The sequence below is a fragment of the Microbacterium pumilum genome (assembly GCF_039530225.1).
In the GTDB taxonomy this organism is placed as follows: domain Bacteria; phylum Actinomycetota; class Actinomycetes; order Actinomycetales; family Microbacteriaceae; genus Microbacterium; species Microbacterium pumilum.
Map to the genome: position 1 here is coordinate 3,628,964 of NZ_BAAAOH010000001.1, position 20,526 is coordinate 3,649,489.

The window sequence follows — 20,526 nt, forward strand, 5'->3', positions numbered from 1 at the left end:
TTGGCGCGAACGACCGGTCCCGTGGGTCTTTGAATCGAAGGGCGCCCATCGCACCCTAATAAGGATCACCTCCGCGACCCCACCACGAGTCCCAGTCCAGCGTCTGCGCGACAACTCCGAAGTCATTGAGCCAGGCCGGCTCGGCGCCCGCGAAGGCGTTCCCGATGTAGCGCACGAGGTCTTGCGCGGATCCGTCCGGGTGCACCGAAACCAGCGCGAGCCTGTGGTGCGGCGAAGTGTTCAGCGCCATGAGAACCTCGTTGCGAGTGATGGTGAAGTCATCCGCCCCAACAACGCGCGCCTTGACTTCGATGCGAATGCTGTGGTCGTCACCCTTGGTCGACAGGATGTCGAATCCGGGGTTGTTGAACGCCTGCTCTTCTGGCTCCCGGCCCAGTGCCCGTTCGGCGGCGAGGACGGCCTCCACACCGCGACGCTCGACTGCCTTTCGCGCCGCGGCGAGATCAACGGGCGTTCCGCCCGTCGGCTGCGCGATCGCAGCGGGAAGGACCACAGCGGCTGAAACCACTTTCGGCGGCAACGGCGCCATCTTGAGCTGCTTCTCGATCAAGGCGAGGCGCACAGTCAGTCTGTTCTCGAGATCGTCGGCGCGCCGGCGCAGGGTGTCTCCAGTGATGCGGACCTTCTTCCCCGCGCGGGAGGCGGCGTCGGCTTTGAGTGCTTCCAGGCCTAGTCGATTGATCTCCCGATTGAGTCGCTTCTCGACCCTGTCGGCGAGTCGCTCGTAGTCATGGGTGCGATGTTCGATCGATGACGAGGCGAAGGCCGGCAACTGGTGCGAGATCACCCACGTCCGGGCCGCATCTTCCCGCGAGCTGAAGCGTTCGACGGGCGCAGCATCCGTCACCGTCCCCGGACCGTAATCGAGGTAGGGAGCGGGTCCGGCATCCAGGATGTCCCCGTCTTCGCTGGCGAGGACGTAGCCGAACCGTTGGGCGATGGTTGCCCCGGTTGCGTCTTGTACTTCGTTGAGCACTCCTACGAGGAGTGCAGGCGCGTCGATCTCGGTCGACGTAAGCACCGTGCCACGATCGAGCACTGTGCGCAGACCGTCGACGGTGAGGCGGAGCACCGCGTCGTGAAGCGGATGTCCGGGCGCCAGCAACTCTGCGCGCTCACCCAGCTCGACCGCTGCCGTCTTGAGGTCGAACGTCACTCGGTGATAGCGCCGAGCGATGGGTGCGCGTGTCGAGTCCCGGACGAGCGCCGGCACGTGCGTGATCTCGTAGCGGCCCTTCTCTCGGCGCTCGATTCGACCTCCGAGGCGGGTGAACGCCTCGACGAAAGCGTCACGGATGAAGTGAGGCTGCAGCCTGCGCGCCTGGGCATCCTCCATGTCGCGCCGCAGGCGTCTCAGCTCGTCGCCGGGCAGAGCCTCGTGAGCGAGTGCGTGATCGTCCATGAGCTCTCGGAGCCCGGCTGATACGCCCGCGTCGATGGTCTCGTGCATCTTCGCCCGCACGTCGTCGCGCTCTCCATAACGGATTGCGTCGCGCAGCAGTTTTGTGAGCGACATCTCACCGAGCGAGGTGCCGAGGACATCGAACACCTTGCCCCCATAGGCGCGTTTCTGCTCCTCGATCTTGTCGAGAAGCCGCTGGAAGACTTCGCCCTCTCGGGTGCCATCCGCGACGAGGTTCCACAGTCGGCACACCTCGGTCTGACCGATGCGATGGATGCGTCCAAAACGCTGCTCGATGCGGTTTGGGTTCCACGGGAGGTCGTAGTTCACCATCAGGTGCGCTGCCTGGAGGTTGAGCCCCTCACCCGCGGCATCCGTTGCGATCATGACCTGTACATCCGGGTTGTGAGTGAACTCTTCGGTGATGCGCCGGCGATCATGGCGTGGAACCCCACCGTGGATCGCGACCACCGCGTTGCGTCGCCCGATCAGTGAGGAGACTCGGCGTTCGAGGTAATTCAGGGTGTCGCGGTGCTCGGTGAAGACGATGAGCTTGCGGGGCGATCCGCCGTGGTTCGCCAGCACCTGGCTCTCCAGCACACCTCGCAGCTCCACCCACTTGCTGTCGGCTTGGCTGGCGAGCACATGCTGCGCAAGCTCCGCCAGGTCATTCAGCTCTGCGACCTCGGTCTCAAGCTCGGCCGCAGTGAGAGCCGCGGTCGCTGCGTCGACGAGCTCCTCTTCGACGGTCTCTAGCTCTTCGGCGTCGTACTCTTCGAAGTCCGGCTCTCCCTCGTCAAAGATGAGGCGCATCTGCGCGGGGGGCGCATCGCGACGCGCGAGCAGATCGACTCGAGTACGTTCCAGTCGCTCGGAGCGGCGACGCAACGACTGGAAGATCGCCTCAGGGCTAGATGCCAGGCGGCGCTGCAGCACGGTGAGCGCAAATCCCACCGTCACTCGTCGTTTGCCGTCGAGACGATCGGCGCGATTCATTCCTTCGCGCACGTACTCCGTGACTTGCTCGTAGAGGTGGCGCTCGTTCGCTGAGAGTGGGTACGTCGCCGTCTCGGCTTGTCGTTCGGGGAAAAGCGGTTTGCCTTCGAAGGTCAGCAGATCTTCCTTGATCATCCGACGCATGAATCCGTCGGCCGTCCCCGACTCCGCCCGCTTGTCCCCAGGTCCCTCGAAGCGATCCCGATCGAGCAGTGAGAGGAAGCTCTGAAAATCCTCCTCCTTGCCGTTGTGGGGAGTTGCCGTCATGAGCAGGAAGTGCCGAGTGCGCTCGCTCAGCAGCCGGCCGAGCTCGAAGCGGCGTGACAGCTTGATCTCGCCGCCGAACCAGCGAGCACTCATCCGGTGTGCTTCGTCGACGACCACCAGGTCGAATTCGGCGTCCTCGAGCTGCGTGAGCAGGTACTCGTTTCGCGCGAGCTGATCCATGCGCGCGATCAGCAGCGGCTTGCCCTCGAACACGTTGGCGCCGGGTGCGGCATCTTGCGAGCGTGCGGCCAATATCTCGAAGTCGAGCCCGAACTTCAGGCGCAGCTCGTCCTGCCACTGCTCGACTAGGCTCCCGGGAGCGACGATCAGGCAACGCTTCACATCGTCGCGCAGCAGAAGCTCCTTGATGTACAGCCCGGCCATGATTGTCTTTCCGGCCCCAGGGTCATCGGCAAGCAGAAATCGAAGCGGCGTTCGCGGCAGCAGCTCGCCGTACACGGCACGGATCTGGTGAGGAAGCGGCTGCACGTCGCTTGTAGCGACCGCGAGCATCGGGTCAGAGTGGCCAGCGAGCAAGATCCGCTGGGCTTCGGCGGCGAGTCGAAAATCTCGCGCGTCTGCATCGAAAGGTCGTCCGCCGTCCTGGTGGGTGGAGAGGCCCGCATCGTCCGCGTCGTAGAGGATCCGTTCGGCAACCTGTCCGTCGGGCAAGCGATAGATCAGCTGCACCGCACCCGCACCGTGCGAAATCACCGCCACCACGGTGACCGGCGAGCCCGGGATCACCCCTGCGATCCTCGCACCAGGGGTTGCAGACTTCCAGAACTCTGTAGACACAGCTCATTCCTACCAGCGTGCCGCGACAACGCCGTCCGTTAGGTTTGGTGCCAGCACGAGAAGGGTCGCTGTAGATGCCGTCGATCATCGCTTTCAGCGGGATCAACATCGATCGCGCATATCCAGGGCTGGGGCCGGATGCCGCCGCACGACGTCGCGCACTCTCACTCTCCGCGCTTGTCAAGGTCACGCAGCAGGTGAGGGACCGTTCGATCGACGCGATTGTCATCGTGGGAGGTCTCTACGATGACCGCTCCGTCGGCAGAGAGACCCTGGCCGCAGCGTTGCAGGTGCTCGAATCGGCGGGAGTGCCCGTCCTCATCGCGCCTGGCAGGGCCGATCCGATCGTCGCCGGCGGCGAATATGAGACCGGCCGCTTGGCTAACAACGTCTGGGCATGGACATCGACAGAGTTCGCCGAGGGAGCGCAGGTTGGCGGCATCGGCATCGTCGGTCGTGCGCGACGCGGTGTGTGGGATTCCACACCCCAGCTCTCACCGGCCTTCACCAGCGCTCCATACCTCGTCGTCGGAGATGGCATTGAGTACGACCGGTTCGAACCGCCAGCGGTGATTCACGTCGTGACGACGGGCTCTGCTGAAACGGCGGACTCTCGGTCGACGGTGCTGCGCCCCGTCAATGGTGATCTCGGCGAGCCGTTCGGCCGCGCGGCAGTGATCCTCATCGACCACGCTCACCAGGTTGCGGTCGACTGGGTCGACCTTCTGGCCGGACATCCCTCGACCGAAGACGTCGACGTAACCTCCGCAGCGACGACCGCAGACCTGCTCGCACAGGTCATTGCAGCGGCGAAGAGTCTCGCTCCATGGTCGGTTCTTCACCTCCGAGGCCTCCTTCAACCAGGAGTCGTCATTCCCGCCACGAAGGAGGAGATGAGCGGCCGTGATGACATCCTGATAACCGACGAGGCTCTCGAGTTCGCCTCGGTCACCCCCGAATCGGATGACCACAGTGCCCTCGCCGAGTTCGCACGGTCGCTCGACGCTGCCTCGGTCGACGACCGCACGCGCCATCAGGCAATGGCGTTCGGCCTGCTCGCGCTCCAATCCTCGGTCAGCGAGGGAGCAAGCCTGTGAAGTTCGAACGGGTGGATGCCTCGGCCTTCGGTGCGTTGCGCTCCGAGTCGCTCCGGCTCAGCCCGCAACTGACGGTGATCCACGGAGCGAATGAGGCTGGCAAGTCCACGTGGTTCGCGGCCCTCTACGCGGGGCTCGTGGGTCGCAGGGTTAGCCGAGGCCGCGGAACGCGCACACAGACGGAGTTCCGCCGTCGGCACAAGCCGTGGACGGGTTCGCAATGGCGCGCCGGAGTGGTGGTCGAGCTTGCTTCGGGGCAACGCCTGCAGATCGGCCACGATCTGTCGACCGGTGACGTCACCATCAAGGACCTCACCAATGACCGGCTCACATCTGTCCCGCGACTCGAGAGTCAGCTTGGCCTTTCGCTGAGTACCGACGGCGGTTTCGATGGTGCGCGACTGCTCGGGCTCAACCGCGAGTCGGCGCGATCCACAATGTTCGTCGCGCAGGCTGACATCCTCGCCGTCCTGCGGAATGTCGACGAGCTGCAAGAGTATCTGCAGCGCGCGGCGACATCGACGCGCGCCGACACCACCGCAGAACAGGCGCTCGAGTGGGTCGCAGAACTGCGCAGCGCGCGCGTCGGCAGCCCGCACGTCGGAAATCGACCGCTGAGGGCGACCGCGGCGGCCCTGGAAGCAGCGCGCAGTCGTCACGCCGACGCGTTGGATGCTCGCCACCGATTCCGCGCGCTTCACCAGAGCGTGGCGACGCTCGAAGCTGATGTCGCTGCAGTCGAGAGGGAGCTCACTGAGATCGCCCTCCACATCGAGTGGGCGGCGATCGATGAGCTAGGCGGGCGCATCGGCCGCGCACGACAGTGGACTGACGAGGCCGCAGCGCTGCTCGCCGAGGGTGAGCCGGCCGCAGACGATCTGGTGGCCCGTGTGACGACGGCCGTTGAGGGTTTCAAGTCGCGCGGAGATGAACCGGCGCCGCCGACCGGTCCGGATGCTGCGACCCTGCAGGTGGAGATCTCGAACTTGCCAGAGATGCCTGAAGGACCACGGCGTCCAGAGCCGCGCGCAACCGAATCGCTGCGTGCGCTGAACGAGGCAGAAGCTGCGCGCGACACTCTTCTGGTCACGGCACCGCCCGAACCGGTGGTCGCCGAAGTCGCGGGAGCCAGCTCTGAGCAGCTGCGCATGCTCGCCGACAGGCTCACGGCCGTCGCGGCACCCGAGCCGCCGGGTTTACGTGCGCAGATCGACGAGCTACGCGCGAAGGTGGATGCCGATCGTGCTGCACACTCGAGCCGCCGGGCCGCGTACGAGCGGGCTTCAGAACAATACAGGCGCACCCAGGCGCGATATGAAGCGGAGCGATCGGAGTATGACCGCGCACTAGACGCGTACAGCTCAGAAGCGACCGCCTATCGCGATGAGCGTGCGCGGTACGACGAGGTCCGTGCACGTAATGAAGTACGGCAGCGCGCCCACGAGAATGCCGCGCGGACGGCAGAAGCGAGTGTGAGCGCTGCCAAGCGAAAGCGGTCGGCGGGTCTTGCGATTCTGGTCGGCGGGGCGGTGGGCTTGGTGATTGGCGTCGTCCTGGCAGTCATCGGACTGCTGCCTGTCGGCATCGCGATCGGCGCGCTCGGGATCGCGGGCGGCGTGACGGGGGTCGTGCTCGCACGGCGTACCGACGATCAAGCAGCCGCCATCGGTGCGGAACTCGAGCCGCTGCCGTCCGTACGCTCAGAGCCCCGCCCCCCTACGCCCCCCTCTGCGCCCGAGCCGTTCACTTTGGCCGCGCCCGGTGATGCACCCGAGGCGCCGCCGGCATTGGCAACCGCATTGACCGAACTCGACCGGTGGGAAGAGTCGGTTCGATCCATCACCTCAGCAAGACACGAGTCCGAGGCGGCGACGAGCCGCCTCGGGTTGCCCGCCGACCCGCAGCAACTCCGTGCACTGGCGCGAGCGCTCGATGATCGGGATGCCGCAACTCTTCGCTCTGCCGAGCACACACGTCGGTTGAGGGAAGCATCGGAGAAGGTCGCCACGGCCGCGCGCACGCTCGCGAGCGCGAGTGGAGCAGAGCCGACAGAAGAACCGGCAGCTGCCCGCAGGGAGTTCGCTCGGTACGAGGCGGATTGTGCCGAGCGAGACGGCCTAGCACGCGAGGCCGAGCGTCGCATCGATCTTGAGCGCGCGCTCACCGAGCGTCGCGAACGAGAAGAAGCGCACGCCCGTGCGCACACGACATGGCTCCAGGCGGCGGCGGCACTCAGCGAGGCGGCGCAGCATGTGGGTGTTGCAGGCGACGATGCCCTGCCGGCGGTCGAGTCGTGGCTTCAAGAGCAACGGCGTCGCTACGATGTGAGGTCGGCCACGGCCGCCGTTCAAGCCCGACTCGATCAGCTTCTAGAGGGCGCCACGATCGAACAGCTCGAGGAACAGCGCACCGCCCGTGCGAGCGCTGCCGGTGCACGCCCCGCCCAGCTGATGCTCGTGACCCACTCGCAGCGCAGCGGTGTCGAAGCGAAACGCGACAAGGTAAGAGAAGAGCTCGCCAACATCCACGGGCGCATCCGCGAGACAGCGAAGACTCTGACTTCCATCCCTGAGGCGATCGAAGCCGAGGCACGAGCTGAGTCCGCAGCGGCCGCCGTCCAGAATCTCGATTCGTACCTGGCGCTCGCCCAGACCCATCTCGAGATCGCCAAGGATCGTGCGCATGCCGACATCGCACCCGTGCTCGCCTCGACGATCCGTCCCTGGGTACCGAGGGTGACGGATGGTCGGTTCGTCGATGTCGATATCGACGTCGACACTCTTATGCTGCGAGCCGTGGAGCAGAGCGGCCGCATGAAGGACGCGGACGTGCTTTCACACGGAACGATGGAGCAGCTCTTCCTCCTCCTGCGAATCGCACTCGCGAAGCATCTCGCCACCGGCGAGGAGATCGCTCCGTTGATCCTCGACGACGTCACAGTGCAGTCCGACAGCGCTCGCACCCTCGCCATCCTCGACCTCCTGAGCGAGCTGAGCACCGAACGCCAGATCGTGCTCTTCACGCAGGAGCAGGAAGTCGTCGACTGGGCGGCTGCCAACCTCCCCGCCAGCGCGGTGATCGCGCTTTGACGCCTGCGTCGGGGCCGCCGGGCAGTCGGAATGTCGGTGGGGACGACATAGGCTCAATGGCGTTGCCTCCTGGGGGAGGCCGTTCCTTGGCCGGAAGGTAGATAAGGCATGGCGCCTGCACGCAAGTTGATCGAAGTCTCGCTCCCGTTGGAGGCGATCAACCGCGAGTCCGCCCGTGAGAAGTCGATCCGCCACGGGCACCCCTCTACGCTCCACCTGTGGTGGGCGAGACGCCCTCTAGCGGCCGCTCGGGCGGTGCTCTTCGCGCAGCTCGTTGACGACCCGTCGTCCCACCCCGACCGCTTCCCGACCGAGGCCGAGCAGGTCGCCGAGCGCGAGAGGCTGCACGACATCATCCGTCGCCTGGTGGTATGGGAGAACGTGCGCGACGGGCGGCTGCTCGACGAGGCGCGGAAAGAGATCCTGGCTTCGACAAACGGCAACCCCCCGGCGATCCTCGATCCGTTCGCGGGCGGCGGCACCATTCCGCTCGAGGCGCAGCGGCTGGGGCTCGAGGCGCACGCGTCTGACCTGAACCCCGTCGCGGTGCTCATCAACAAGGCGCTCATAGAATTTCCGCCGAAGTTTCGCGATCGCAAACCCGTGTTCCCCGGACTCGCCGGGTCGCAGGTAACGCCCTGGACGGGCGCGTCGGGCCTCGCGGCCGACGTGCGTGCCTACGGGCAGTGGATGCGCGACGAAGCCGAGAAGCACATCGGACACCTCTACCCCAAGGCGACGCTGCCCGACGGGTCGGACGCGACCGTCATCGCGTGGATCTGGGCCCGCACAGTCACCTGTCCCAACCCCGCATGTGGCATCGAGATGCCCCTCGTGCGCTCGTGGTGGCTAGGTAAGAAGAAGAACAAAGAGGCCTACGTCGTTCCGACGATCTTGGCGGACGACTCGCACCCGAGCGGCAAGCGGGTTGATTTTACGATCGGGCACGGGGCGGAGAGCGCGCCCACCGCAGAGACCGATGGCACTGTGGGCCGCACAGGCGCGACCTGCATCTCGTGCTCTAGCGGAGTCGACCTCAAGTATGTTCGGGCAGAAGCGAAGGCCGATCGGATGGGTGCGACGCTGATGGCGGTCGTTGCGGAGGGCTCGCGTTCCCGTCATTACGTCGCTCCCACTGGAGAACATGTTGCGGCGGCACAACAGGCGTTGCCTCATGATGCGCCTGACCAATCGATCCCCGCTCAGGCGCCCAGTTTTCGCGTTCAGGCTTATGGAATGACGAAGTGGGCGGACCTGTTCACGAACCGGCAGCTCGTGGCGCTCACGACGTTCAGTGACCTCGCGGCGGAGGCGCGCGAACGCGTGCTCGCCGACGCGCTCGCTGCCGGACATCCCGAGGGCACCCGACTCGATGACGGGGGATCGGATGCCGCCGCCTACGCCGATGCTGTTGCCACCTACCTCGCATTTGGCATCTCCAAGGCAACCGACTATCACAACGCACTTTGTGGTTGGCGCTCCGACGTCAAGAACGAAGGAATCGGGCACCTCTTTGCGCGCCAGGCGATCCCGATGGTTTGGGACTACTGCGAGGCCAACCCGCTCTCCGCTTCGTCGGGCAACATGCTTGACCAGTACACATGGATCGGAAAGGTTCTGGATCTCTTGCCGGCAGCGACCAAGGCGGTCTCCAGCCAGGCTGACGCCTCAGTGAGATCGTTCGCCTCCGCAGTTGTATCCACCGACCCGCCGTACTACGACAACATCGGCTATTCCGATCTCTCCGACTTCTTCTACATCTGGCTGCGACGTTCTCTGCGTGGCATCCTGCCCTCGCTCTTCGGCACCGTGCTCGTGCCGAAGGCTGAGGAGCTGGTCGCGAACCCGTATCGTCACAATGGCAAGAACGGGGCCAAGGAGTTCTTCGAAGACGGCTTCCGCGACGTGTTCAAGCGGGCACGGGAGTCCGCGAGCGAGGAGTACCCGATCACGGTCTACTACGCGTTCAAGCAATCGGACACAGACGATGATGGCCAGGCGTCCTCCGGTTGGGAGACGCTCCTCGACGGCATGGTGCGCAACGGTTGGATGATCACGTCCACATGGCCAATGCGAAGCGAATTGAGCAATCGGATGATTGCGAGCGGTACCAACGCGCTCGCGTCTTCCATCGTCCTTTCGCTCCGCCCGAGACCCGAGGACGCGCCGATCACCGATCGGCGCGGGTACATCGCCGCGCTCAAGCGAGAGTTGGGCGATGCCTTGCGCGATCTACAGTCCGGCGGAATCGCGCCGGTCGATCTGCGGCAAGCGACGATCGGTCCTGGCATGACCGTGTTCTCGCGGTACACACAGGTGGTAGAGGCCGATGGGTCGCCAATGACCGTGCGGTCGGCGCTCGCCCGCATCAACGAGATTCTCGACGAGGTACTCGACGAGCAGGAGGGGGACTTTGACCCGACGACACGGTTCGCGATCGCTTGGTACCGCTTGAACAGCTACCGCTCGGGGCCGTTCGGCGACGCCGATGACATCGCGCGAGGGCGCAACACTGCGGTCGCAACAATGCAGCGCCACGGCATCCTGTCGTCTCGCGCTGGCAGAGTGCAGCTCTATAAGCCCGCCAACCTGGACGCGAAGTATGACGTGCTCGCGGACGAGTCGACGAGCACATGGGAAGCGCTCCACCACGCGGTACGGCTGCTCGAGTCAGGAGGGATTATCTCTGCGGGGGTCTTCCTACGCAGCGCCTCGCAGCGTGCCGACGGTGCGGTAGACCTCGATCTCGTGAAGGATCTCGCCTATCTGCTGTTCGAAGTGGCCGAGAAGAACGGCTGGACCAAAGACGCGATCAGCTTCAATGCGCTCGCGACGTCATGGCCGGAGCTCATGGGCGCCGCCCGCGCCGCGACCGGAGAAGCCTTCGTGACATCCACCCTCGACTTCGGAGAGGACGCCTAATGGCGACATCCAATCGTGACCGCATCGGCCGCATGTTCGAGATCATGTCACCGGCGCTCGACGACTTCATCACCAGGACCGTGGAACCGGTCATCGGCGACACGGACTGGACGGAGCTCGTCCGCCTCGTCGATACAAGCAAGGGGGCGTCATCGGCCAAGAAGTACGATCGCAGCGATCCGCAGGTGCAACTCCGCTTCATCACCGAGAACATCGCCGGTCGCGCGAAGTCGGGGTGGTTTCCTTTCGATGGCGTCCTCTCGCACCAGCACAAGGCGTACGCGAGCGAATTGCGGTCGACTCGCGACGAGTGGGCGCATCTCAAGCCGTTCGACGATGACACCGCCTATCGCAGCCTCGATACCGCGCGTCTGCTCATGGCGGCGATCGGATCGGCATCTGCGGCAGATGAGATCGACGGCGTCCGCCTGGATCTTCGCCGGCTAACTGCTGACAAACAAGACAAGAAGTCGCTCAAGAACTCAGTGGTCGTTCCTGATGTCGCGGGCCTTGCGCCTTGGCGCAGCGTACTCAAGCCGGTTGACGAAGTGGCGACGGGCAACTTCCAGTCGTCCGAGTTCGCCGCCGACCTCTACAAGGTTGCCCGTTCTGACGCGTCATTGAGCAGCGAGTACTCCGATCCTCGCGACTTCTTCGCCCGCACCTACCTCACCGAGGGTCTGCGCGACCTGATCTCGCGCGGAGTGAAACGCCTGTCGGGCGACACCAACGCATCGCCGGTGATCAACCTGCAGACGAACTTCGGCGGCGGCAAGACCCACTCGATGCTCGCTCTATGGCACCTCGCGGGCGGGCTGCCCCTTGGATCGTTCCCGCAGGAGGCCCAAGAGCTGCTGTCCGCGTCGGGCTATCCCGAAGCCGGCTTCGCGCTGCCTCGGGTCGCGCTCGTCGGCAACCACATCGCTCCGCAAGGCGAACAGAAAGTCGGCGGGCCGCGTGTCCAGACGATCTGGGGCGAGCTTGCCTGGCAACTTGGCGGGCAGGACGCGTTCGACCTCGTCGCCGAGCATGATGCGGCCGGTACGAACCCAGGAGCCGCGCTCCACACACTGCTGGCGAAGTACTCACCGGCCGTCATCCTGGTCGATGAGTGGGTCGCCTACGCGCGCCAGCTCTACGGCCGTGAGGACCTCGCCGGCGGCACGTTCGACACGCAATTCACATTCGCGCAGTCACTCACCGAGGCCGCCAAATCGACGCCCGGGGTGCTTCTCGCGATCTCCATCCCGGCTTCCCACGATGGCGACGACAGCGCCGGCACCATCGCCGGCGCAGCAGAAGAAGTCGGCGGCAGCAACGGCGTGGAGGCGCTCAAGCGCCTCCAGAACGTAGTTCGTCGTGTGGCGGATCAATGGCGCCCGGCCACGGGTGATGAGGCGTACCGCATCGTCAAGCAGCGTCTCTTCGAACCTGAGGACGCCACCGCGATCGCACAGATCAACGTGACCGCGAAACAGTTCGTTGACTTCTACGCGAAGAACGCAAGCGACTTCCCCAAGGAGGCCCGCGACCCCGCGTATGGCGAGCGGATCCGCCGCTCGTACCCCCTGCATCCTGAATTGTTCGATCGCTTGTACGAGGACTGGTCATCGCTCGAGCGCTTCCAGCGCACCCGCGGCGTCCTCCGCCTCATGAACGCGGTGATCCATGCGCTGTGGGTCGGCGAAGACCAGGGACCGCTCATCCTTCCCGGATCGATCCCCCTTGCTGACGCGCAGGTCAACCCCGAGCTCACACAGTACCTGCAGGACTCGTGGAAAGCCGTCATCGACGCGGACGTGGACGGTCCTAACTCGGAGCCGGCCAAGCTCGATGGAGAAAAGACTCTGTTCGGTCAGCGTTCGATCACGAAGCGTCTCGCGCGCACGGTGTTCTTCGGCGCGGCGCCGACCATCGGTACTGCGCAAAAGGGAATTGATACGCAGCGCGTGTTCCTCGGCACCGCCGTGCCCGGCGACGTTGTGGGCAACTTCCACTCGGCGCTCGCGCAGCTCGGTGACCGTGCGACCTACTTCTATGCCGGCGCCGGCAAGTACTGGTACGACACACAGGCGAACATCACTCGCCGGGCGAAGGATGCCGCGGACGCACTCCACCCCGAGGATGTCTGGCTCGAGATCTCTCGGCGCCTTAGGCAGAGCGAGGAGCGCAAGCCAGGCGAGTTCGCAGCGGTGCACGTCGCTCCAGGTGACACGGGCGACATCCCCGATACCGAGCAGGCCCGCCTCGTTGTGATTCATCCGCGACACGCGCACAAGCGGGGTTCGAAGGATTCCGCGGCCAGGGTCTTCGCGCAACAGGCCACCGAACGTCGCGGCACTGCCAACCGCACAAACCGCAACATGGTCGTGTTCGTGGCACCCGATGCCGACCGGCTCGCCGAACTTGAGGCATCCGTTCGCCAATACCTGGCGTGGAACAAGATCGTGACCGAAGCGAACGACCTCAACCTCACGCCGCAGCAGCTGCAGCAGGCCGCCGGGCGACGCGACCAAGAGAGCGGGACCGTCGACGGGCGGCTCGCGCAGACATACGTGTGGATTCTCAATCCCGCCAACCCGGTGACCGACGGCGCATTCGAGATCGAGGAGATCAAGGCGGACGGTCAGGCCGCGTCACTCGCGGACCGGGCCGCGAAGAAGCTCGGCAGCATGGGGCTGTACGGCACCCAACACGCTGCCGGAGTGGTGCGCCATGCACTCGACGCGAAGGTGCCGGGAGTCTGGAAGTCCGGGCACGTCAGCGTGGGCGACGTGTGGTCGCTGTATGCGCAGTACCCGTACATGCCCCGGCTACGCGACCGGGAGGTGTTCATTGATTCTCTGCACAACATGCCGATGCTCTGGGAAAAGGAGGGCTTCGCCCTGGCGACTTCGTGGAACACGAGCGAGGAGCGGTATGTCGGGCTGCATCTTCCAGGAGACGCCGGATCGGTCGTGATCAACGACACGACCCTGCTCGTGAAGCCGCAGATCGCGATCGATGCGCGACGAAGCGAGGTCGTTGTTCCACCGGACCTGCCGCCGGGTCCGGGACCTGGGCCTGGGCCTGATCCGGTCATCGTTGATCCGCCGATCGTCGTGCCCGAAAAGAAGACGACCCGCTATGTCGGCAGTGTGGAGCTGTCTTCTGAGCGGTACGCGAACGACTTCGCGAAGATCGCGAACGAAGTGATCGCGAACCTTGCGAGCGTGCCGGGCGGGCGGCTTCGCTTGGCCCTCTCGATCGACGCCTCAGCGGCGGAGGGATTCACCGAGCAGCAGATTCGAACGATTCGCGAGAACGCGTCGACTCTAAAGTTCACGACGAACGAGTTCGAAAAGGACTGAGGCAGCCGTGGCAAGCGACAAGCAGGTCGTCCGCGCGATCAACTCAGGCTCGATCTCATCCGAGGATCTCGTCAGCCGTGACGGGTGGAGCTACATCTGCAAGGTGCGCGGACGAAACTTCAGCAAGGTCGACGAAGAAGCGTGGCAGCGTGTGCCCGCCGCGGTTACCTCTTGAGCAGACGTAATCCACGCGGGTTCTGACCCGCGGACCAAGGAGGATTCCCTATGAAAGTCAGTGATCTGCTCCACCAGGTGGACTCGGGCGACATCGCGCTGCCCGAGTTCCAGCGAGGATACGTCTGGAACAACGATCAGGTGCGCGGACTGTTCACCTCCCTCTACCGTGGCTATCCGGTCGGGGGTTTCATGACCTGGAACACGCCCGCTGACACCGCCAGTGCACGCGGCGGCGTGAGCACGGATGGCACGGTGAAGCTGTTGCTCGACGGGCAACAACGCGTGACGTCGCTATACGGCGTGATCCGGGGCGAAGCACCGAAATTCTTCGAGGGCAACGCCAAGGCGTTCACCGGTCTCCATTTCAATGTCGAGGACGAGTCTTTCGAGTTCTACGCACCGGTAAAGATGAAGAGCGATCCTGCCTGGATTGACGTGAGTGCCCTCTTCAAGGGCGGTCCAGGCGCGTTCTTCCCGGCAATGATGGAACTCTCCGACGGCGACGCACAACGGCAAGGCACGTACTTCAACCGCCTTCTCGCCGTTGCCAATATCGACAAGCGGGACTTCCACATAGAGGAAGTAGTCGGCCCGGGCATGACGATTGACGTCGTTGTCGACATCTTCAACCGAGTGAACTCCGGTGGCACGAAGCTCTCGAAGGGTGACCTCGCCCTCGCCAAAGTCTGCGCGTCCTGGCCAGAAGCTCGACAGGAGTTCAATGCGGTCCTTGCCACCTGGCGCGAGGCCGGGTACTGGTTCAAGCTCGACTGGCTGCTGCGCGTCGTGAACGGCGTGGTGACCGGTAACGCCCCGTTCACGGCGCTCGCCAGCGCACCCGTTTCCGACGTCCGCGAGGGCCTGAAACTCGCGAAGAAGTACGTCAGTGGCTGGCTTGACGTGATTTCCGGGCGACTCGGTCTCGACCACGATCGCGTCCTGTTCAGCAAGTACGCACTGGTGCTGCTCGCGCGGTTCTCGCATCTCAACGGGGGCAAGCTCCCGGATGCCGCGACACAGAGCCGTCTCCTCGCCTGGTATGTGCACACCGGCATGTGGGGCCGTTACGCGGGTTCGTCAGAGTCCGCGCTGGCCCAGGATCTCGAAGCGGTCGACCGAGATGGCGTTGAGGGGCTGTTCGGCACACTGCGACAGTCGCGAGGCGACCTGACCGTGAGAGCCAGCGACTTCGCCGGGAACTCGATGGGGTCACGCTTCTACCCGACGCTCTATCTCCTCACGCGCACCCACTCGGCGCGCGACTTTGGTACCGGAGTCGCGCTTTCGAGCTCGCTGCTCGGACACAATGCCTCGCTGGATGTGCACCACATCTTCCCCAAGGCCCAGCTGTATGCGGCCGGATACAGCCGTGGCGAGGTCAATGCTGTCGCCAACTTCTGCTTCTTGACCAAGCACACGAATATCAATATCAGCGCGACGCCACCGGCGACCTACATGCCGCAAGTTGAGGCGACCTTCCCTGGAGCACTCAGCAGCCAGTGGATTCCTAGTGACACGCGACTGTGGGAGATCGCTGCCTTCCGCGAGTTCCTCGCGGCGCGTCGCGAGCTCCTTGCTGATTCCATGAACGCGTTCCTGGGTGAGCTCGAGTCCGGCCACGGCGCGCAGACGGAACTCGCGCGCGGAGTCGCGGTAGTGCTCGCGGATGACGAGCGCGACGTGGAGGACGCGGACCTCGCGTCTCTGGTCGTGTGGCTCGAGTCAGAAGGCTATGCGACACCCGATCTGGGTGTGGAGGTCGTAGAGGAAGCCAGCGGTCAGATCATCTGCAACGCAGACGCGCTGTGGCCCAACGGGCTGCAGGAGGGGATTGGCAATCCTGTCGTGCTCGAGCGTGACGAGCCCGATGCGGTCGATCGGCTCAAGGTCCTCGGCTATGACGTCTTCTCTAGCGTCGGCGCGTTACGGGAGTATGTCGCGAGGCGATAGCGACGGCTTCTAGCTTGCGCCGGCAATGACTCAGAGACGAACGGTCTACGCTGGCTCATACCAACGGCTGAGCGTCTTGCCCCCGATCCGCCACTCAGTACCGACTGCTTCTGGCTTCACAGGGTGGGTGAGCACCCGAATTCGGTAAGTTTCCGTGTCCACGTGCTCAATGACCTCGACGGTCCGGCCTGGGCGTCGTCTGTCACGATCCGCGAGAACATCGCCGACTCGGACGAACATGCCTCGACCTCTACACCGTTCGCCCGAAGATGTGCGGGAATAGCCTCGCCGCGGTCACCTCGTCGATCGCTTCGATCTCGACCGGCGGACCGGGCTCGTTCACGATTTCCGCTATGTCGCCCTCGTTGCCAATCCAGAACAGGATCTCGCCGAATGGCGCAGGTAGCTCGATGGATACATCGTCCGCGCTATCTCCTGGACCGACGATCTCAAATGTCGAACCGGTGGGTAGAAGCCAGACGATGGCGCCGGCCGGCTTGTCTGGCATGCCACCGCCTTCGCTATCGAACCAGCTCGGGGCGAGCAGTCGAACGTATCGCTTCGGTTCAGCCACATTGTGATCGTAGGTCGTCCGGCAGTCGGTTCCCAGCCCTTCGTTAACGTTCGTCGGTCAGCACAGATTTGGGCATCGCTGCGCACCGTCAGACGCGAGGCCGAAGAACACGGCGAGCCAGCGACATCGCGAGTCGAAGGCAAGCCCCGTGCAAACGGGGCCCATAGTCCTCACACCCACCGGAACGAGTGCCCGATAGTCGAGCGACCGAACCGACCGACAAACGCAATAAACGCAATGCACGCAGGCACCCACGGTGGACGACGACCTTTGAAACCGTTTCGCTACAGTTACCTGCAATGCAGAAAAATCCCTGGATAACCGCGAAAACCTGGCCTACCCTGGGCGCCATGCGCGGAGGTCTGGAGCGATGGAAGAGGGGTGTCGGATCCCACGGGGTCCGGCAGGCGATCTCGTACGCGCTCGAGGGCTCCTGCGACGCCCACCTGCAACACACGACCGGCACCGAAGCGCTCGAGGCATACAGTGCCGCATCCGATGCGACCGTGTCGCGGTTCATCGTCGACAATGGCGTCATCACATCCGACGAGCTCACCGCCGGCGGTCTTCGTGTCTGGCTGACCGGGCACGATCCGGTCACTGGAGAGGAGAGAGGTCACCAGCGGCTCAGCCCCGACGCCGACCTGCTGCTCGACGGCACGCTCAACCACCCGAAGTCCTACAGCATCGCCGCCCTGCTGCATCCCGAACTTGCCGCCGAGTTCGAAGCGCTCCAGAACCGTTTGCGTGAGCGGATCCTGCTCACGTGGCAGTCCGAGCTCAATGCGCGGCGTGGGCACGGCGGCCTCGTCCGCGAGGAGATCACGCGCATCGAAGTCGTCGAACTGCAGCATCGCCGCTCGCGTGCGCTCGACCCCCACATCCACCGCCACCTCTGGCTGAACATCAAGGTGCTGGGCGCGGATGGCAAGTGGTCGAACCTCGACTCGCGTGTCGCGATGAAGCTGCACACCATCGTCAACGCCGAGGGTGACCTCGCCGCCCGCACGGATCGTGCGTGGATCGCCGCGCTCGCGCGCCGCGGGTACACGCTCGATGACGCGGGAGAGATCGCCGAACTCGCCGGCGCCGTCCGTCCGCTCTCGCGTCGGTCGGCGCAGATCGAGGCAAACCGTGCGCGGATGATCGCGGAGTGGTCGACGGCGCACGGCGGTTCGGCGCCGAGCGTCGAGGTGCTGCAACAGATCGACCGCCGTGCGTGGGCGGTGTCTCGTCCGAACAAGCCCGCCGATCTCGACGAGCTGTCGTGGGAGGCGAGAGTCCGGGACGAAATCGCGTCGATCGATGCCAGCCTGGTAGCCGAGCGAGCAGCCGTCGATATCGACGCGACAGACATCGACACCCTTGATTTTGATCTGCTCGCCGCAATGGCAGTTGTCGACGCCGACGAACGGTCCACGTCATCCGGTGGACGGTTCAATGCCTTCGACATCCGCGCCGGCGCAACGCGTGCCCTCTCGCGCACGGGCATCGTCGCGCACCGCGCCCAGCTCGATGGCGTCATCGACGAGATCGCCGGACGCGCTGCCATGGCCGTCGTGCGAGTCATCGCAGAACCCGCTCCCGCGCACGTGAAGACGCTCATGGCGACCGAGACGATGCGCGCGAAGGTACGCCTTGCCGGTCGCCTCGACGCAATCGCCAATCCCGGACGATCCCTCCTGCCCGCCGAGCTGCATCGGCATGCATCGAAGGAGGACGTCTCGATTCTGGATGCTTCGCAGAACGTTGCAGCGTGCGCCATCGCAGGAACGGATGGGCTCGTGACGGTGACCGGTCCCGCGGGCACAGGGAAGACCACGATGCTGCGTGCCGCGTTCCACGCCCTCACCGCGCAGCGGCGACGGATGTTGGTGGTCGCCCCGACGCTCAAGGCGGCCTCGGTGGCGGCCCAAGAGATCGGGACCTCGGCATCAAGCATCCATGCATTGCTTTTCGATCATGGTTATCGGTGGAGCACGGACGATGCCGGCGCGAAGGTATGGGTTCGACTTGCCCGCGGCGACACCGACCCCAAGATAGGTGGTACCTACAGCGGCCCCGCCCAATGGGTGCTTCGTACCGGTGACCGGATCGTCGTCGACGAAGCCGGCATGGTCGACCTTCAGACCGCGAACGCGCTCACCGAACTTGCGCTCGAACTGCGGGTCGGTCTCGCGTTCGTCGGCGACCCGCATCAGGCGTTGCCGGTAGGGCACGCTGGGGCGATGGCATCCGCGATCCGGCATGCCAACGCATCCGTCGAGCTGGACACCGTGCATCGGTTCCGCGACCCCGAGTACGCGGCGCTCACGCTGCGACTGCGCAACTCAGTCGATCGTGAGCACGCGCTTGAGGTCGCCGGCGAGCTCGCGGAGCGCGGTCACCTCGAGTGCTTCGATCACCACGACGCGGCGCGCGAGCGGATGATCGACGCCTACTTCGACTGGCACGCGCGCGGCAAGCGGGTGACGCTCGTGTCGGGGACCAACGCCGAGGCGGATGCCATCAACGCCGCCATCCAGCAGCGCCGTGTTGATAAGGGTGAGCTCGATCCCGGTCTCGTCGCGTGCGGGATGGAGGAGCAGCGGATCCTCGTTGGCGACACGGTGCAGACCCGCCGCAATGATCGGCTCACTGGCGTCGAAAACCGCGCAAACTGGATCGTGCGCGGCATCTACGACGAGTTCGTGTCGCTCGTCTCCGTCTGCGACAGCGGTGAGGTGCGTCACATTCCCCTCGACTATGCGCGCGAGCACCTGCAGCTCGCCTATGCGTCGACCGTGCACGGGGTCCAGGGCGACACAGCCGACGCGTCGGTCGTCGGGCCGGATGTGGATGCTGCCGGGCTCTACGTCGGGCTTACGCGCGGCCGGATCCACAACGTCGCGATCGTCGTCGCACGGACGGATGCTGCGGCCCGCGAGCGGATTGCCGATTCGATGCAGCGCGGCACGACAGAGGTAACGATGCAGGATGCTTTGCGCGCGGCTCAGGCAGAGGTTAGGCGCGCGGCGCGGAATCGAGAGGCCGCAACGGGTCCGGTGGTTGGGGCGTCGACTGCGGGGCGAGGGATGGGGATGTAGAGGCGTTCTATTGGCGGGCTCTGGATTCAGTTGATGGACGCAAGACCATTCCTGCGGTAGTTGCGGTGTGTCTGACGCTGGCCTCCCCTACGGCGGTGCGACTTCTGGCTGCCGTGAAGTCGGGTGAGAGGCTCAAAACGTCAGCCCGCATCGCTTAGATCAGTGTTGGCGGCTGATGTCGGCTGCTGTAATCGCGGTATCTTCAGATGCGCCGCTCGAGGTTGGATTCGGTCGCGGCTGTCGCAAAGATGAGGGTGCGAACCGGACACCTCCCTGAGTGGGAAGCGCTCATCGAGCCCTGCCGCTACGGCATCATCTTGCTGTTCTCGAAAACGATCGAAGGGCTGTGTTGGGGACGCGTTCGACGTGTGCATGACCGTTTGTGACGGAGCCTGGGCCTAGGTTTCGACAGCTGACGAGGCGTGTGCGTGCTTCGGTTGCGGCTCTTGTCTTCCGGCGTATCGAGTGGCCAGCGACTCCGCGCCGTCCACCTGACGCGATTTAAAGGTGCAAGTTAGCAGCCCAAATCGATGCGGTCAGGTTCGTACCCGCCTCGCGGTTCACGCGGTCCCCCGAGGGGCACACTCTGCTTCCCAGTGCGCAGTCGGTGTCCGGCATTGGTCCGCTATGCTTCTCGTAGTCCCCGGAGGGCGGCCGACGAACGAGCTATCACGCGTCTGCAGCTAACATGCAATTGCCAACCTCCCCTGAAAGAGCTACTCTTGAGGGGTGGAGACGCGTCTCCAGACTCTCCCATGCCTTAGTCCTGAAGCCGTATGCTTTACGCTTCATGCTTT

General features: G+C 64.7%; 9 protein-coding genes. 7 read left to right on the forward strand and 2 right to left on the reverse strand.

The genetic code is table 11. The features are described 5' to 3' along the window. Window positions 1–55 precede the first annotated feature (55 nt). Window positions 56–3,484, reverse strand: a complete 3,429-nt coding sequence (locus tag ABD188_RS16355; protein ID WP_344064692.1) for a helicase-related protein — start codon at window positions 3,482–3,484, stop codon at window positions 56–58. Between the two features lie 74 nt (window positions 3,485–3,558). On the opposite strand from ABD188_RS16355, the gene ABD188_RS16360 reads away from it, so the two are divergent. From ABD188_RS16360 to ABD188_RS16385, 6 genes are all read left to right on the forward strand, one after another. Further along, window positions 3,559–4,581, forward strand: coding sequence for a hypothetical protein (locus ABD188_RS16360; protein WP_344064694.1), 1,023 nt, complete (start codon window positions 3,559–3,561; stop codon window positions 4,579–4,581). After that, a complete protein-coding gene (locus tag ABD188_RS16365; protein ID WP_344064697.1) occupies window positions 4,578–7,670 on the forward strand; it encodes an AAA family ATPase in 3,093 nt (1,030 codons plus the stop codon). Before ABD188_RS16360 ends, ABD188_RS16365 begins: the two co-directional genes overlap by 4 nt. A gap of 108 nt (window positions 7,671–7,778) precedes the next feature. Then, window positions 7,779–10,592, forward strand: coding sequence for a DUF1156 domain-containing protein (locus tag ABD188_RS16370; RefSeq protein WP_344064699.1), 2,814 nt, complete (start codon window positions 7,779–7,781; stop codon window positions 10,590–10,592). Continuing rightward, window positions 10,592–13,942 (forward strand): Swt1 family HEPN domain-containing protein, encoded by a 3,351-nt coding sequence (locus ABD188_RS16375; RefSeq protein WP_344064702.1) that lies wholly within the window; start codon window positions 10,592–10,594, stop codon window positions 13,940–13,942. Before ABD188_RS16370 ends, ABD188_RS16375 begins: the two co-directional genes overlap by 1 nt. Window positions 13,943–13,949: 7 nt before the next feature. After that, complete coding sequence (locus ABD188_RS16380) at window positions 13,950–14,117, forward strand: hypothetical protein (RefSeq protein WP_344064705.1); 168 nt, start codon at window positions 13,950–13,952, stop codon at window positions 14,115–14,117. Between the two features lie 50 nt (window positions 14,118–14,167). Continuing rightward, a complete protein-coding gene (locus ABD188_RS16385; protein WP_344064707.1) occupies window positions 14,168–16,069 on the forward strand; it encodes a GmrSD restriction endonuclease domain-containing protein in 1,902 nt (633 codons plus the stop codon). A gap of 250 nt (window positions 16,070–16,319) precedes the next feature. On the opposite strand, the gene ABD188_RS16390 is transcribed toward ABD188_RS16385, so the two are convergent. Beyond that, window positions 16,320–16,643, reverse strand: coding sequence for a hypothetical protein (locus ABD188_RS16390; RefSeq protein ID WP_344064710.1), 324 nt, complete (start codon window positions 16,641–16,643; stop codon window positions 16,320–16,322). A 350-nt stretch (window positions 16,644–16,993) separates the two neighbouring features. Here ABD188_RS16390 and ABD188_RS16395 point away from each other — a divergent pair, with 350 nt between their 5' ends. Further along, complete coding sequence (locus tag ABD188_RS16395; protein ID WP_344064712.1) at window positions 16,994–19,729, forward strand: AAA family ATPase; 2,736 nt, start codon at window positions 16,994–16,996, stop codon at window positions 19,727–19,729. Window positions 19,730–20,526: the final 797 nt, after the last annotated feature.